Origin of the sequence: Azospirillum brasilense (genome assembly GCF_007827815.1) — a bacterium.
Taxonomy (GTDB): domain Bacteria; phylum Pseudomonadota; class Alphaproteobacteria; order Azospirillales; family Azospirillaceae; genus Azospirillum; species Azospirillum brasilense_C.
Window position 1 is genome coordinate 191,344 of sequence record NZ_VITH01000006.1, and the last position, 15,300, is coordinate 206,643.

General features: G+C 68.1%; 13 protein-coding genes. 3 read left to right on the forward strand and 10 right to left on the reverse strand.

Going from position 1 to position 15,300, the window contains the following annotated elements; genetic code table 11:
- Positions 1–219: 219 nt before the first annotated feature.
- Genes FBZ83_RS14030 through FBZ83_RS14045 form a run of 4 tightly spaced genes read right to left on the reverse strand, consistent with a single transcriptional unit; the run spans position 220 to position 4,236 of the window.
- Positions 220–1,434 (reverse strand): ABC transporter substrate-binding protein, encoded by a 1,215-nt coding sequence (locus FBZ83_RS14030; RefSeq protein WP_145683825.1) that lies wholly within the window; start codon positions 1,432–1,434, stop codon positions 220–222.
- A gap of 41 nt (positions 1,435–1,475) precedes the next feature.
- On the reverse strand, positions 1,476–2,270 hold the full coding sequence (locus FBZ83_RS14035) for a 3-hydroxybutyrate dehydrogenase (RefSeq protein WP_145683827.1): 795 nt from the start codon (positions 2,268–2,270) through the stop codon (positions 1,476–1,478).
- Between the two features lie 46 nt (positions 2,271–2,316).
- Entirely contained in the window at positions 2,317–3,267 is a 951-nt protein-coding gene (locus FBZ83_RS14040) for a 3-keto-5-aminohexanoate cleavage protein (RefSeq protein WP_145683829.1), read from the reverse strand.
- A 57-nt stretch (positions 3,268–3,324) separates the two neighbouring features.
- Positions 3,325–4,236 (reverse strand): 3-hydroxyacyl-CoA dehydrogenase family protein, encoded by a 912-nt coding sequence (locus FBZ83_RS14045; RefSeq protein WP_145683832.1) that lies wholly within the window; start codon positions 4,234–4,236, stop codon positions 3,325–3,327.
- A 275-nt stretch (positions 4,237–4,511) separates the two neighbouring features.
- On the opposite strand from FBZ83_RS14045, the gene FBZ83_RS14050 reads away from it, so the two are divergent.
- Positions 4,512–5,939: a sigma-54 interaction domain-containing protein gene (locus FBZ83_RS14050; RefSeq protein ID WP_145683834.1), complete on the forward strand. Its 1,428-nt coding sequence runs from the start codon at positions 4,512–4,514 to the stop codon at positions 5,937–5,939.
- Positions 5,940–5,967: 28 nt separating this feature from the next.
- Here the strand turns inward: FBZ83_RS14050 and FBZ83_RS14055 are convergent, their stop codons facing one another.
- The 6 genes from FBZ83_RS14055 to FBZ83_RS14075 all read right to left on the reverse strand — a co-directional run bounded on the left by FBZ83_RS14055 (position 5,968) and on the right by FBZ83_RS14075 (position 13,650).
- Positions 5,968–9,111 (reverse strand): efflux RND transporter permease subunit, encoded by a 3,144-nt coding sequence (locus tag FBZ83_RS14055; RefSeq protein WP_145683836.1) that lies wholly within the window; start codon positions 9,109–9,111, stop codon positions 5,968–5,970.
- Positions 9,112–9,117: 6 nt separating this feature from the next.
- Entirely contained in the window at positions 9,118–10,260 is a 1,143-nt protein-coding gene (locus FBZ83_RS14060; RefSeq protein ID WP_145683839.1) for an efflux RND transporter periplasmic adaptor subunit, read from the reverse strand.
- A gap of 228 nt (positions 10,261–10,488) precedes the next feature.
- On the reverse strand, positions 10,489–11,022 hold the full coding sequence (gene infC / locus FBZ83_RS14065; protein WP_145675403.1) for a translation initiation factor IF-3: 534 nt from the start codon (positions 11,020–11,022) through the stop codon (positions 10,489–10,491).
- Between the two features lie 92 nt (positions 11,023–11,114).
- A complete protein-coding gene (rpsU, locus tag FBZ83_RS14070; protein WP_035673681.1) occupies positions 11,115–11,318 on the reverse strand; it encodes a 30S ribosomal protein S21 in 204 nt (67 codons plus the stop codon).
- A gap of 57 nt (positions 11,319–11,375) precedes the next feature.
- Positions 11,376–11,528 carry a hypothetical protein gene (locus FBZ83_RS31440; protein ID WP_186464827.1) on the reverse strand — a complete coding sequence of 51 codons (153 nt, stop codon included), beginning with the start codon at positions 11,526–11,528 and terminating at the stop codon, positions 11,376–11,378.
- Positions 11,529–11,841: 313 nt separating this feature from the next.
- Entirely contained in the window at positions 11,842–13,650 is a 1,809-nt protein-coding gene (locus FBZ83_RS14075; protein WP_247888300.1) for a sensor histidine kinase, read from the reverse strand.
- A 164-nt stretch (positions 13,651–13,814) separates the two neighbouring features.
- Between FBZ83_RS14075 and FBZ83_RS14080 the strand changes: the two genes are divergently transcribed.
- Both FBZ83_RS14080 and FBZ83_RS32330 read left to right on the forward strand, forming a co-directional pair.
- The gene (locus tag FBZ83_RS14080) at positions 13,815–14,201 is read left to right on the forward strand and encodes a response regulator (protein WP_145683841.1); all 387 of its coding nucleotides are present in this window, start codon (positions 13,815–13,817) and stop codon (positions 14,199–14,201) included.
- A 31-nt stretch (positions 14,202–14,232) separates the two neighbouring features.
- Positions 14,233–15,300, forward strand: coding sequence for a metal-dependent hydrolase (locus FBZ83_RS32330; protein WP_145683843.1), 1,068 nt, complete (start codon positions 14,233–14,235; stop codon positions 15,298–15,300).

Below are 15,300 nucleotides of genomic sequence, written 5' to 3' on the forward strand. Positions count from 1 at the left end.
TGGCCGGGGAGCGCGCCCGCTCCCCGGCCGGCCTCACGTTACCCCGTCACTCCCAGAGCTATCGCATTTGACCCTTATCACCCTCTCCCTTCTGGGGAGAGGGTGGCCCGAAGGGCCGGTGAGGGGGGTGCGCGTGGCGATACGTCCTGCAAAAGCGCAACCCCCTCACCCTAACCCTCTCCCCAGAGGGGAGAGGGGACTTCAAATGCAATCAACCCGTCACTTCACGAGAGGGCAACCGCTGTCCTTCGGGTTGATGTAGGCCTGCTCGCCGGGGATGGTCTTGAGGATCTTGAAGTAGTCCCAGGCCGCCTTCGACTCGCCCGGCGTCTTGATCTGCGCCAGATACATGTCGTTGAAGATCCGGCCGTTGTCGGCGATCTTCGCGTCCTTCATCATCATGTCGCTGATGGGCGTGGCACGCATCTTGGCGGCGACCTTGTCCGCGTCGTCGGTGCCGGCCTCCTGCACGGCCTTCAGGTAATGCTTGACCGCCGAATAGACGCCCGCCTGGTTCATCGACGGCTTGCGCCCGGTCCGCTCCTCGAATTTCTTCGACCAGGCGCGGGTCTCGTCGTTCATGTCCCAGTAGAAGGAGTTCGCCAGCATCAGCCCCTGCGCGGTGTCGAGGCCCAGCGCGTGGATGTCGTTGACGTTCAGCAGCAGGCCGGCCAGCGTCTGACCGCCCTGGGGAATGCCGAACTCGGCGGCCTGCTTGACCGCGTTGATGGTGTCTCCGCCGGCGTTGGCGAAGGCGACCACCTCCGCGCCCGAGGCCTGGGCCTGCAACAGGAAGGACGAGAAGTCCGAGCTCGCCAGGGGATGGCGGACGCTGCCCTTGATGGTGCCGCCGAGCGTCTTGACGGTGTTGGCCGCCTCCGTTTCCAGCGAATGGCCGAAGGCGTAGTCCGCGGTGATGAAGAACCAGCTCTTCTTGCCCTGCTCGACCAGCGCGCGGGCGGTGGAGGACGCCACCGCGTGGTTGTCCCAGGTCCACAGGAAGCCGTAGGGGCTGCAATCCTTGCCCGTCAGGTCGGTGGAGCCGGGGCCGGACATCAGGAAGATGCGCTTCTTGTCCTTGGTGATGCCCTGCACGGCCAGCGCAGCGGCGGAGTTCGGCACGTCGGCGACGACGTCGACCTTCTCCACGTCGATCCACTGGCGGGCGAGGTTGGCGGCGATGTCCGCCTTGTTCTGGTGGTCGCCGACGATGATCTCGATCTTGGTGCCGTTGATGGCGTTGCCGAACTCCTCGGCGGCCAGCCGCGCGGCGACCGCCGAGCCCTCGCCGTTGATGTCGGCGTAGATGCCGGACCGGTCGGACAGCATGCCGATCTTGATGACGTTGTCCGACATCTGGGCCTGGGCTGTGCCGGACGCCAGGGCGGCGAAGGCGACTCCGGCGAGAAGGCCGGCAAGACGGGTGCTGCGCATGGTTCACTCCCTAGGGTGTTGTTTTCTTGGTGGTTTGGGTGTCAGTGGGTCGTGTAGCCGCCGTCCACGGGGATCGCGGTGCCGGTGATCGACGCGGCGGCGTCGGAGCACAGGAAGGCGATGGCGGCGGCGACCTCCTCCGGCGGAATCAGCCGGCCGGTCGGCATGCGGTCGAGGAACACCGCCTGAAGGACCCGCTCCTCCGGCAGGCCGGTGACCTGCGCCTGCTGGGCGATCTGTTTCTCGATGATCGGGGTCAGCACCGTGCCGGGGCACACCGCGTTGCAGGTGATGCCGTGCTCCGCCACCTCGATCGCCACCGACTTCGTCAGGCCGATGATGCCGTGCTTGGTCGCGACATAGGCGGGCTTGTGCGGGGCGCCGACCAAGCCGAGGACCGACGCCGTGTTGACGATGCGTCCCCAGCGGCGCTCCCGCATCGCGGGAAGGGCCGCCTTGATGGTGTGGAAGGCGGCGCTGAGGTTGACGGCGAGCAGCAGGTCCCATTTGTCGTCGGGGAACTCGTGCACCGCCGCCACATGCTGCACCCCGGCGTTGTTCACCAGGATGTCGATGGGGCCGAGCGCCGCCGCGGCCTCCGCCATCATCGCGCGGGCCTCCTCCGGCCGGCTGAGGTCGGCCCCCGAATAAATGATCTGTGTGCCGCTCTGCGCCGCGATGTCCGCGCACAGCCGGTCGATCTCCGTGCGGTCGCCGAAGCCGTTAAGCATCACATGGCAGCCCTGGCGGGCAAGTTCGCGGGCGGTCGCCAGCCCGATGCCGGTGGTGGAGCCGGTGACGACAGCGTTCCTGGGGGCGGCGTTCCTGTTTCGCATCTCTGTCTTTCTTTCGGGCGTCTTGGAGTCTGAGGCGTCCTGCCGGTCAGAAAGCCACCTGATCGGCGCCCTTCAGCGCGAGCATGGCGCGCGCCTCGGCGGGGGTGGCGACCTCCAGCGACAGCTCTTCGAGAATCCGGCGAATCTTCGCCACCTGCTCCGCGCTGTTCCGGGCCAGCCGGCCCTTGCTGAGATACAGGCTGTCCTCCAGCCCGACCCGGACGTTGCCGCCCATGACCGCGGCCATGGTCGTGAAGGGGATCTGGTGACGCCCGGCGGCCAGCACCGACCATTCGTAATCCGTCCCGAACAGCCGGTCGGCGGTCTCGCGCATGAAGACGAGGTTGCGTTGCTCCGCGCCGATCCCGCCGAGAATGCCGAAGATCGTCTGGACGAAGAAGGGCGGCTTCACCAGCCCCCGATCGACGAAATGCGCGAGGTTGTAAAGGTGCCCGACGTCGTAGCACTCGAATTCGAAGCGCGTTCCGCAGCCCTCGCCCAGATGCTCCAGGATGGTGGCGATGTCGCGGAAGGTGTTGCGGAAGATGAAGTCGTCGGTGCTGCGCAGATAGGGCTCCTCCCAGTCGTGCTTCCAGCCCTGGTAACGGTCGGCCAGCGGGAAGATGCCGAAGTTCATCGAGCCCATGTTGAGCGAGCACATCTCCGGCCGGGCCTGGAGCGGGGCGGCGAGGCGCTCCTGCACCGTCATGTTGAGCGAGCCGCCGGTGGTGATGTTGAGCACCGCGTCGGTGGACTGCTTGAGGCGCGGCAGGAACTGCATGAACACCGCCGGGTCCGGCGTCGGCTGCCCGGTGCGGGGGTCGCGGGCGTGCAGGTGGAGGATCGCGGCCCCGGCCTCGGCGGCGCCGACGCCCTGCTCGACGATCTCATCGGGCGTCACCGGCAGCGCGTCCGACATGGTCGGGGTGTGGATCGACCCCGTCAAGGCGCAGCTGATGATGACCTTCTTCTGTGGTGCCTTCTGTGGTGCGGCCATGGAACGTTCCCTGTGTGGGTTCAATTCGAAAGGAAAGGGGCGGTGAACGGCGCGCGGTCATCCGCGCTCGACGCCGTCCAGCCGCTGGAGGTGGGCCGCCAGACGGGCGTGGGTCTCGGTCCGCTGCGCCTCCGTCCAGCTCCGGAAACCGGCGCCGGATTTCATGCCCAGCCGCCCGGACGCGACGAGCTCGCGCAGCAGGGGCAACGGTTCCGGCGTCCGGTCGAGGTCGGGCAGGACATGCTCGTGCACCGCCAGGGTCAGGTCGGTGCCGACGAGGTCGGCGTTCTCCAGCGGCCCCAGCACGGCGAGGCGGCGGCCGAAGCTGGCCTTGACCACGGCGTCCACCGTCTCGGCGTCGCACACGCCGTTCTGGACGAGCGCGATCGCCTCGCGCCAGAGCGCGTGCTGCAACCGGTTGCCGATGAAACCGGGAACGTCCTTGCGGACATGCACCGGCGTCTTGCCGATCGCGGTCAGCAGCCCGATCATCGCGGCGACCGCCGTGTCGGCGGTGTCGGCGGTCTGGATGACCTCGACGAGCGGAATCTGGTACGGCGGGTTCCACCAGTGGGTGCCAAGCGCACGGCTCTTGTCGCGGAGCGGTTCCATGATCCGGGTGATCGGGATCACCGACGTGTTGCTCGCCAGAAGCGCATGGGGCGGAGCGGCGGCCTCGACCGCCAGGAAGATCCGCTGCTTGAGGGGCAGATCCTCCGGAACCGCTTCGATGACGACGTCCGCGTCGCCGACGGCGTCCTCCAGGGAGTCGCAGGGCCGGATCCGCTCCGCGGCGCTGCCGTCCATTCCCAGAGTTTCAAGGTTGCCGCGGACCCGCCCGACGATGCCCGCCCGCCGGCCGGGATCGGGCTCCTGGATGGCGACGGGGTGCCCGGCGACGGCGAACGCCTGGGCAATCCCATGCCCCATCAACCCGGCACCGATGATTCCAACACGCTGCTGCGTCATGCCTTTGCCGCTTCCCCCCTGCCTGATGGCGCTGCGACGGCCGTTCGGCCAATTGTTCGCTGCGCCCATATTTTCTTGGAGCAATCAAAGCAAGGGGCGTGCCAATGATGGGAAGCGTTGCCAGGAAACGGGTTGGGCCAAGCAGGTGGGCGGATTGCCTGGGGATCGGATCACCCGTCCGCTGAAGCCCCGGCAATCAGGGGTTCCGTCGTGTGCTGAATTTTGACAAACAGTGTTCAGAATATTGACAGAAACGACGCGGCGGGAGGCGGGCCATGACGGCGGGACCAGATGAACACTTCGCGGCGGCGCGCGCCCTGATGGTGATGATCGACGAGATGATCGACGGCGCCATCCTCGTCGACAAGGACGCGCGAATCGTCTGGTCCAATGATAAGCACGTCTGGTTCGATGACAAGCGCAAGGCGCTGCTGGGCATCCGCTCCCTGGCCGAGGTGGTGGGGCAGCCCGTCGAGCGGGTCATCCCGCACAGCCAGATGCGCGACGTGGTGGAGACCGGCCGCTCCTTCCCGCTCGACATCATGCGCTACGGCGAGCACACGCTGCTGGTCAGCCGCCTGCCCCTGCGCGACGAACAGGGGGAGATCATCGGCGCCCTCGCCTTCGCCCTGAAGAACAGCCTGACCTACCTCCGCCCCATCGCCGAGCGCTTCAACAAGCTGCAATCGCGCCTCGCGCGCATGGAACAGGAGCTTGCCGCCAGCCGGGCGCCGAAATACTCGGTCGAGAACCTCGTCGGCTTCAGCCCGGCGATGCTCCAGGTGAAGCGGCTGGTGCGCAAGGCGGGCCAGATCAACTCGGCGGTGCTGGTGCTGGGCGAGACGGGGACCGGAAAGGAGCTGGTCGCGCAGGCGATCCACGCCGCCTCGGACCGCGCCGACCGTCCCTTCGTCGGCGTCAACGTCGCGGCGGTGCCTGAGAACCTGTTGGAGGCGGAGTTCTTCGGCGTCGCGCCGGGCGCCTACACCGGCGCGGGGCGCCAGCCGCGGCCCGGAAAATTCCAGCTCGCGCACGGTGGCACGCTGTTCCTCGACGAGATCGGCGACATGCCGCTGCCGCTTCAGGCCAAGCTGCTGCGCGTGCTTCAGGAGCGCGAGGTCGAGCCGCTCGGGTCCAACCAGGTCATCAAGGTCGATGTCCGCATCATCGCCGCGACCAGCCGGCCGTTGCCGGAGATGATGCGGAACGGCACCTTCCGCTCGGACCTCTATTACCGGCTCAACGTCTTCCCGATCCAGCTGCCGGCGCTGCGCGACCACAAGGAGGATCTGGAAATCCTCGCGTCGCTGTTCTCGGAACGGATGGCGGTCAGCCTCGACCAGCCGATGCGCGACCTCACCCCTGGGGCGCTCGACGCGCTGCGCGGACACGACTGGCCGGGCAACGTTCGTGAACTGGCCAACGTCATCGAGCAGGTCTATGTGCGCACCGAAGGCGAACGCATCCTGTCCGACGACTTCGCCGACATCCTTCCCGGAGCCGCCACCCGGCCAACCGCACTGCCGGCGCGCAAGCGTCCCCTCGCCGACAGCATGGACGAGCTGGAACGCTCGCTCATCCTCGCCGCGCTCGAAGACGCGCAGGGCAACAAGCTCGAAGCCGCGCGGAGCCTCGGCCTGTCGCGCACCAACCTCTACGCGAAGCTGCGCAAGCACGGCATCACGGCGGACTCCGACGCGTAGGCGCCGCACCGCCCCCCTTGTGGCAGGCTCACTCCGCCGGAGAGGTCTTCGCAGGCACGTCCACCGGGCCGCGGTGCGGGACGAGCCGTTCGGTCAGGCGCTGGAAGGCGACGAACAGGACCGGCACGAAGATGATGCCGACCAGCGTCGCCGCGGTCATGCCGCTGAAGACCGTCGTGCCGATCGACCGCCGGCTCGCCGCGCCGGCGCCGGTGGCGACGAGCAGCGGCACCGCCCCCAGGATGAAGGCCAGCGCCGTCATCAGCACCGCGCGGAAGCGCTGGCGGGCGCCCATCACCGCGGAATCGAGGATGGGGTGGCCGGCGGCGCGCTGCTCCCGCGCGAATTCGACGATCAGGATGGCGTTCTTGGCGGCGAGGCCGACCAGCAGTACGAGGCCGATCTGCGCGTAGACGTCGTTGGCGATGCCGGCGACGCTCAGGCCGATGCCCGCCCCCAGCGCCGCGATGGCCACCGACAGCAGAACGGCCAGCGGGATCAGCCAGTTCTCGTACTGCGCCACCAGGAACAGATAGCCGAACATCACCGCCAGCCCGAAGATGATGACCGTCTGGTTGCCGATGCGGCTCTCCTGATAGGACAGGCCGGTCCATTCCGTGGCGTAGCCCGCCGGCAGGGTGCGGCCCGCCACCTCCTGCATCGCCGCCAGAGCCTGTCCGGAGCTGCCGCCGGGGGCCGGGTTGCCGTTGACCGAGGCGGAGAGGAACTGGTCGTAGCGGACGAGGCTGTCGGGGGCGAGCGTGTTGCGGATGGTCACAATGCTGCGCAGCGGCACCATGTCCCCCGACGAACTCCGCACATAGAGCTGGTCGATGGCCGCCACCTCGTCGCGGTGCTCCGCGGCGTCCTGCACCTGGACCTGGAAGACCCGGCCGTAGAGGTTGAAATCGTTGACGTACTGTGAGCCGAGATGGGCCTGCAGCGTGGTGAAGACGTCGCCCGGCGAGACGCCGAGCAGCGCCGCCTTGGTGCGGTCGAGGTCGACGAACAGGTGCGGCACGTCAGGGCTGAAGGTGCTGAAGACCGCCGACAGCCGGGCGTCCTGGTTGGCGGCGACCAGCAGGCCGCGCAGCACCGCGCCCAGCTGCTGCGCGGATTGCCCGCCCAGCGCCTGGACCTGGAGCTGGAAGCCGCCGGTGCTGCCGAGACCGGGGATGGAGGGCGGGTTGAAGGCGGCGATGGTCGCCTGCGGCACCGCCGCGAGTTGCGGGCGCAGCCGGCCCAGCAGCGCGTCCACCGTCTCGTCGGCCCCCCGTTCCCCCCAGGGCTTCAGCACGGCGATCTGCAGACCGACGTTGGAAGCGGCCCCGCTGAGGATGCTGTAGCCGGCGATGGAGATCACGTGGGCGACACCCGGCGTTGCGCGCAGGCGCTCGTTGACGTCGTTCATCACCGCCTCCGTCCGGCTCAGCGACGCGGCGCTCGGCAACTGAACGTTGACGAAGAAGTACCCTTGGTCCTCCGACGGCAGGAAGGCGGTGGGCAGGCTTCGCAGCAGCAGGACGGCCCCGGCGGTCAGCAGGGCGAAGACGGCGATCCCGATCACCAGCTTGCGCGACAGCCAGCCGACGAGGCCGCCGTAGCGGTCGCGCACTCCGTCCAGCCCGCGGTTGAAGGCGGCCAGCGGACGCCAGGGCCGGCCCGGCGGGCGCAGCAGCAGACCGCACAGCGCCGGGGTCAGCGTCAGCGACACCATGCCGGAAATCAGGAAGGACGTGGTGATGGTGACCGCGAACTGCCGGTAGAGCTGGCCGGTGATGCCCGGCAGGAAGGCCACCGGCACGAACACCGCGGCCAGCACCAGGGTGGAGGCGACGATGGCGCCGGTCACCTGCTCCATGGCGATGCGGCTGGCCGAGGGGGCGGGCTGGTCGGGATGCTCCTCCATCACCCGGCGGACATTCTCGACCACCACGATGGCGTCGTCGACGACCAGCCCGATCGCCAGCACCAGCGCGAACAGGGTGATGGTGTTGGCGCTGTAGCCCAGCACCAGCAGCACCGCGAAGACGCCGATGATCGACACCGGGATCGCCAGGGTCGGGATCAGCGTCGCCCGCCAGTCCTGCAGGAAGACGTAGATGACCACCACCACCAGCAGGAAGGTGATGCCCAGCGTCAGCACGATCTCCTCGATCGTCGCGCTGACGAAGCTGGTGGTGTCGAAGACGACGGCGTAGTCCAGCCCCTCCGGGAAACGGCCGGACAGCCGCTCCAGCTCGGCCCGCACCGCCTTGGCCACGTCCAGCGCGTTGGCGTCCGGCGACTGGTAGACGACCAGGGTCGCCGCCGGGTTGCCGTCCAGCTTGGCGGTGGAGCTGTAGCTCTGCGCCCCCAGCTCCACCCGACCGATGTCGCCCAGCCGCACCACGCCGCCGTCCGCGTTGGTGCGCACGATGATGTTGGCGAACTGCTTGGGATCGTCCAACCGGCCGCGGGCGAGGATGGTCAATTGCTGTTGCTGCCCGTCGGGGACGGGTGGAGCGCCGATCTGCCCCGCCGAGGCCTGGAGATTCTGGTTCTGGATCGCCGCGACCACGTCCGCCGCGGTGATGCCCAGCGCCGTCATGCGGTTTGGGTCCATCCAGACGCGCATGGCGTAGGTCAGCGCCCCCATCACCTGCGCGTCGCCGACGCCGGGCACCCGCGCGATGGCGTCGCGCAGATTGATGCTGGCGTAGTTGGAGATGAAGATCGGGTCGAACTGGCCGCCGGGCGAGAAGACGTTGACGGCCATCAGCATGTTCGACGACTGCTTGCGCACCGTGACGCCCTGGCGCGACACCTCCGACGGCAGGGTCGGCGTGGCGAGCGACAGGCGGTTCTGCACGTTGATCTGCGCCAGATCCGGGTCGGTGCCCTGCGCGAAGGTGACCGACAGCGTGTAGGCGCCGGTGTCGGTGCTGGTCGAGGACATGTAGAGCATGCCCTCCACCCCGTTCACCTGCGCCTCGATCGGGGCGGCGACGCTGTCGGCGACGACCTGGGCGTTGGCGCCGGGATAGGTGGCGGAGACCTGCACCGAGGGCGGGGTAATCGGCGGGAACTGCGCCACCGGGATGGCCAGGATGGCCAGCGCCCCCGCGATGGTCACGACCAGCGCGATGACGATGGCGAGGTTCGGGCGCCGGATGAACAGGCCGGAGAACATGGGCGCTTATCCTCGCGGCTGTTCGGCGGTCTGCGGCGCTCGCTCGGGCTGCACGGCCATGCCGGGGCGGACCTTCTGGGCGCCGCCGACGATGACGGTCTCGCCGGCCTGCACGCCCTTGGGCACGGCGATCACCTGGTCGAGCTGCGGTCCGGGCTCGATGGGGCGGCGCTGCGCCCGGTTCTGCTGGTCGAGCACCAGGACGTAGCTGCCCTGCTGGTCCTGCTGGATGGCCGACACGGGGACCACCGGCTGCCGCTCGGTCTGCGCCGGGCGGATCAGAACGGTGACGTACTGGCCGGGCAGCAGGAGCGCCTTCGGGTTCGCGAAATCGGCGTAGACGGGGATCGTCCCGGTCTGCGGGTCGATGCGGTTGCTGGCGAAGGACACCTTGCCCGTCTGCCCGTACTCGGAGCCGTCGGCCAGCCGCAGGGCCGGCACGAAGCGGTTCACCGCGTCGGCGGAGGCGAGGTCGGGGTCGGCGCGCCGAACCTCCAGAAGGTCGCGGTCGCTGACCGAGAAGACGACCCGGATGGGATCGAGCTGGACGACGGTGGCGAGCGGGCCGCTGGATGGGCTAACGAGGTCGCCCACCGTCATCGCGGTGGCGCCGACCCGCCCCTCGATGGGCGAGGTGATCCGCGTGTAGCCGAGGTTCAGCTCCGCCTGCCGCAGCTTGGCCTGCGTCTGCATGATGTCGGCTTCCGCGGTCTCCTGCCCCGCCTGGGCCTGATCGACGTCGGCCTGCGAAATATTGCCGCGGGTCCGCAGTTCCTGCGCGCGCTGGAAGGCGCGCTGGGCCTCGCGCAGGGTCGCCTGGGCGCGGGCGAGGTCGGCCTTGGCGCTGTCCACGGCGGCTTGGTAGGGGGCCGGCTCGATGACGTAGAGCAGGGTGTCCTTGGTGACGTTCCGCCCTTCCTGGAAGGCCACCTGCTCGATGAAGCCCTCGACACGGGCACGGGCCTCGAAGTCCTGGATCGCCTGGACGCGGCCGATGAATTCGCTGGTCGGGGTGACCTCGCGGTCGCGCACCACCTCGGTCGTGACCGTGGGGGGCGGCGCGTTCGCCGGCTGCTGGGCCAGGACCCCACCCGACAAGAGCAGGGCGGGCAGGCACGAGGCGACGAGGCTGTGGCGAAGGCGCAGCATCGAGAGGACTCCCGGTCAGCCGTGCCCTGGTAAACACGGGCCGGTGCCAATCGGGTACAGCGATGCCGGTGAATAATTGGGGTGATGGCGGGGCCTTTGGCGAAAGGCGCCGGGGGCACCGCTCCATCGTCGCGACAGGCGCGGGAACGGATGCTGGAAACGCATGGGGACCGCCCCACGAAGGGCGGTCCCCATGCCGTCAAACAGACTGTCGAACGCGTCGGCCGGTCAGCGCGGGGCGATGACCATGACCATCATGCGCCCTTCCATCCGGGGCATCTGCTCAACCTTGGCGATGTCCTCGAACTGGTCGCGCACGCGGATCAGCACGTTCATGCCGATGTCCTGGTGCGCCATTTCGCGCCCGCGGAACCGCATGGTCATCTTGACCTTGTCGCCCTCTTCGAGGAAGCGCCGCGCCGCCCGCATCTTCACGTCATAGTCGTGATCATCGATGTTCGGCCGGAGCTTCAGCTCCTTGATCTCGATGATCTTCTGCTTCTTGCGCGCCTCGTTGGCCTTCTTCTGCTCCTCGAACCGGAACCGGCCGTAGTCGAGGATCTTGCAGACAGGCGGCTCCGCCTGGGGGGCCACCTCAACGAGGTCGAGTTCAGCCTCGACCGCAGCGTCGAAGGCGTCGCGCAGCGAGACCACGCCGATCATCTCACCATTGGCACCGACGAGGCGAACCGTGCGTGCCGTGATTTCCCGATTGATGCGCGGGCCTTCGCGGACCGGGTCCGCATCGTAGAGTTTAGCTATGTCCTGTCTCCAACGGTCTGTCCGGCGAGGAACCGGAATGGGTGCTGACGGCCCTGACGCCGTCCCTCAAATTAAGGCATCTGTGGCCACGGTCAATAGCCCTCGCGCAGCAAACGCTTGCGCAGCAGCTTTCGCCGCCGCCGGACCGATTCCGCCGCCTGCCGTGCCCGGCGCTCCGAGGGCTTCTCGTAACGCCGATGCAGCTTCATCTCACGAAAAAGCCCTTCGCGCTGCATTTTTCTTTTCAGGACGCGCAAAGCGCCCCCGACATCGTTGTCGCGAACCTGGACGAGCATAGGGTGGCTGTCCTCCCAACCGCTTGTGTGGAAAAGGTTTTTCGACGAAATCGCTGCTCAGCCCAAGGTGTCGAGAACGATCTTGCGGATCTCGCGCGGCGTCAGGCGGGGCCAGCCCGGCGCCCACGCCGGCTCGACCACGGGAACGGGTCGTTGATGCTGGGGCTGGGCGGCCTGGACCGTCCCGGTCGAAGGAAGCTTGATGGTCATGCGAATCCCCTTGCCGGCAAGGACGAAGCCCGCCGGCCTTTGTTGTTTTGTGTTGAAATCCGGGGTGTGCCGCGCTCAAAGCGCACGCAGACCCTCGGTCGACACCTTGTCCTGCCCGTCATCGGGAAGGCATCAAATACACTTTGGGAAAAAGCGGCCCAGAGCGGATGGCCGGGGCTGCAGACAACGAACCCCTGAGCAATCTTGATCTGTCCCAGATGGGAGGGTCCGCCGGCTTTTACAAGCGAAGACTGAGCGGTAACGTCCGGATTTCCAAAAATGATTTGGGCACACACCCGACGCCGGGATCACATCAGGCGTGAACGGCGACGGGACGATTCGCGTCGGCGGTGAACGGAACGCTGACGGTGGCCGTGCAACCCGACCGGGCCTCGAAGGTTATGGTGCCGCCGACCTGCCGGACCAGCGCGTCGACCAGCGTCGTGCCAATTCCCCCCTTGGGCGGCATGTCCGGGCAGCCGATGCCGTCGTCGGCCACCGTCATCATCAGACGGTCGCCCGCTTGCCGCAGCCGGACCGTCACCGTCCCGCGGCTCCCCTCCGGAAAGGCGTGCTTCAGCGCGTTGACGACGAGTTCGTTGGCGATCAGGCCGAGCGGTGTGGCGAGTTCGATGGAGCAGGACACGTCGTCCGTGTCGGGGTGGATGGTGATCGCCTCGTTCGGGAGAAGCTCCTGAAGCGCATCGCAGAGCTGGCGCAGGTGCGTTCCGAAATCAACGTTCATCAGGTCGCCGGAGGTGTAGAGCTGCTCGTGCAGGCGCCCCATCGAGGTGACGCGCCCCGCCAGCGCCTCGATGCGGCCCCGCGACAGGTCCCCCTTGGGCAGACGGCGCATCTCCACCATCATCAGGCCATAGATCACCTGCAGGTTGTTCTTCACGCGGTGATGGACCTCGCGAAGCAGCACCGTCTTCTCGGCGACGGTGCCGCGGAGCCGCCGGTCGGCCTCCTGCAGGTCGCTCACGTAGGTGTGCAGCGCCCCGGACAGCGTGGCGGCCTCCGTGTAGCGGCCGGTCAGCGGCAGGACGGGCATCGCGCCGTCCGGGCCCGCCGCTTCGACGGCCCTGGACATGGCGCGCAGGGGAGCCGACAACCAGGTCGCCAGGACATGGCCGACGAGGACCGCCAGCAGACTGGCGGCGATTCCCCAGGCGATCACCCGGTTCCGCAGCTCAGCGACCGGCGCCATCGCCTGATCGACCGGCTGGCGGAGCACGACGCTCCAGCCCAGCCCGGGATAATCCCGGTAGCCCTTCGTCCGCGCCACGCTCGTCAGGAAGCGGCGCCCGTCCGGCCAGGATTCGACCCACGCGCGCCGCCCCGGCGCCGATGCGAAGGCCAGCGGCTTGCCCACCAGGGGTTTGGGTCCCAGAATCACCGTGCCGTCGGCGGAGAGGATCATCGCCTCGACCTCGGCGTCCTCGGAAATCTGGCCGAGCACGGAGCGTTCGACCTCCGACGCCCAATCCCAGCTCAGATGGGCGGCGACGACGCCGGTCAGCGTCCCCTGCTCGTCGCGCACCGGCGCCGCCAGATCGACGAAACGCGGAACCTCCATCCGGTTGGCGTAGAGAAGCTTGCCCAGAACCACCGCGTCGTGCACATCGCCGACATAGGGCCGGTCGAACCCCTGCTTCCACCAGCCGCGCGCGCTCACGTCCATGCCTTCATAGACACGGCCCGTCGCCGCCTCCAGAAGGCCGGTCGGCCGGATGAAGCCGATCCAGGCATAGTCCGGATAGCTGTCCTGGAGCTTCTGGAGAACGGCGCGCCGCGAATCGCGGGAGGCGTCGGTCGCGCGGATGGTCTCGAGGCTCGTCACGACGAGAAGATCGCGGTAACGCTCGAACATGCCCCGGTCGAGCTTGTCGGCCACCTGCCCGGCGTAAAGGTGCAATTGTTCGCCGATCACGCGCTGGAGCCGATCCCCGGCTTCAACCTGCAGAATCGCGGCGGTGCCGGCCGTGAAGGCCAGCCCGACACCTCCCAGACAGGCGATCAGCATCGTCCTCAGGCCGATTTTCAAGGTCGCGGGTCTTCCCTTGGTGAAGGCTTCCCCCGGCGTCGCCATGCCGGTTCCCAGCAGGAAGAATGCACACATCCCCGCGGAACGAACAAGGGCTAGAAGCCCCCCGAAATGGCCGGGGAAACAACCATAGCCCGTTCAGCTTTGTTTTTCATCGCGTCGCCGGTTACAATCGTACCTGGAGCTGGACCACATCGTCCCGCACCCAGGACTGTGTTTTCTCTGTACGGTGAGCCGCCATGACCGAACCCCGCCACATCCTGCTGGTCGACGATGAAGCCATCGCGATCATGGCGCTGGAGCATGGCCTGATGGACGAGGGGTTCCGGGTCACCACGGCCTTCAATGGCCAGGAGGCCTTGAAGCTCTGGCAGGGCGACTCCTTCGATGCCCTGGTCACCGACCTCAGGATGCCGGTGATGGCCGGCGACGAGCTGATCCGCAACCTGCGGAGCGAGGAGCCCGGCCTGCCCGTGGTGGTGGTCAGCGGCTACGCCACCGGCGAGATTTCCGAAAAGCTGAAGGTGAGCTTTTCGGACCCCATCGCGATCATGCCGAAGCCGGTGCGCGTCGAGGAGATTTCGGACGCGCTGAAGCGGATGCTGGCGATCGCCCCCGGCGCCTGACCCCGGCGCATCACGCGCATAACCGAGGACCATGGACACCGTCACCCAAATGCTTCTCGGGGCCACGGTCGCACAGGCCGGCTTCCGCCGCCGGCTGGGCCGCCGCGCGCTGGCCGTCGGCGCGGGCATCGCGCTGATCCCCGACCTGGACGTCGCCGCCGGCTGGATCGGCGGCCCCTTCGCCAACTGGGTTCATCACCGCGGCCTGACCCATTCGATTTTCTTCGGCCCGGTCGCCGGCCTGCTGCTTGGCTGGCTGGTCTGGCGCTGGCAGCGCCGGCGCCATGGTCCGGACAGCCCATCGGGCGACGGCGAGGCGAGGCGCGCCTGGATCTGGCTGGCCATCCTGGCGCTGATGACCCACCCGGTGATCGACGTCTTCACGTCCTACGGCACGCAGTGGCTCTATCCGCTCACCACCACGCGCTTCGCGATCAACGCGATGCCGATCATCGACCCGATCTACAGCCTGATCCTGGTGGTCTCGCTGGTGGCCGGCATCGCGCTTCGCAAGCGGGCGTCCCTGGCGCAGGACATCGCGGGCGCGGCGCTGATCCTGGTGACGGCCTACACGCTCGGCGGTTGGGCCATCAACAACCGCGTCGAGGCGCTTGCCAAGGCCCAGGTCGGCGTGACCACGGAAGTGACGGCCTACCCGACCCTGTTCCAGCCGGTGCTGCGCCGGGTGGTGGCGGAAACGCCGGACGCGGTGCTGGTCGGCTTCCACTCCGTGCTGAGCGAGGGGAAGATCCAGTGGGAACGGTTCGAGCGGCACCGCTCGCCGGCCATCGAGGCGGTCGCGGCGACCCCGGAGGCCGAGGTCTTCCGCTGGTTCTCGATGGACAATCTGATCTGGCGCGAACAGCCGCTGGACTCCGGCCGCACCCTGGTCCAGGCGCTCGACCATCGCTATGGCATGCCCGGCGTCTCGGCGCTGGGCTTCTGGGGCATTCGGGCGGTCGTCGATCCGGCGGGGAGGCTGGTGGGTCCGGTGGAGACCTTCCAGACCCCCCGTGACGCCTCCCGTGCGGCGTGGCAGGACCTGTGGGTGCGCATCGTCGGCACGGGTCCGGCGGACCGGACGGTTCGCGCCGACTGA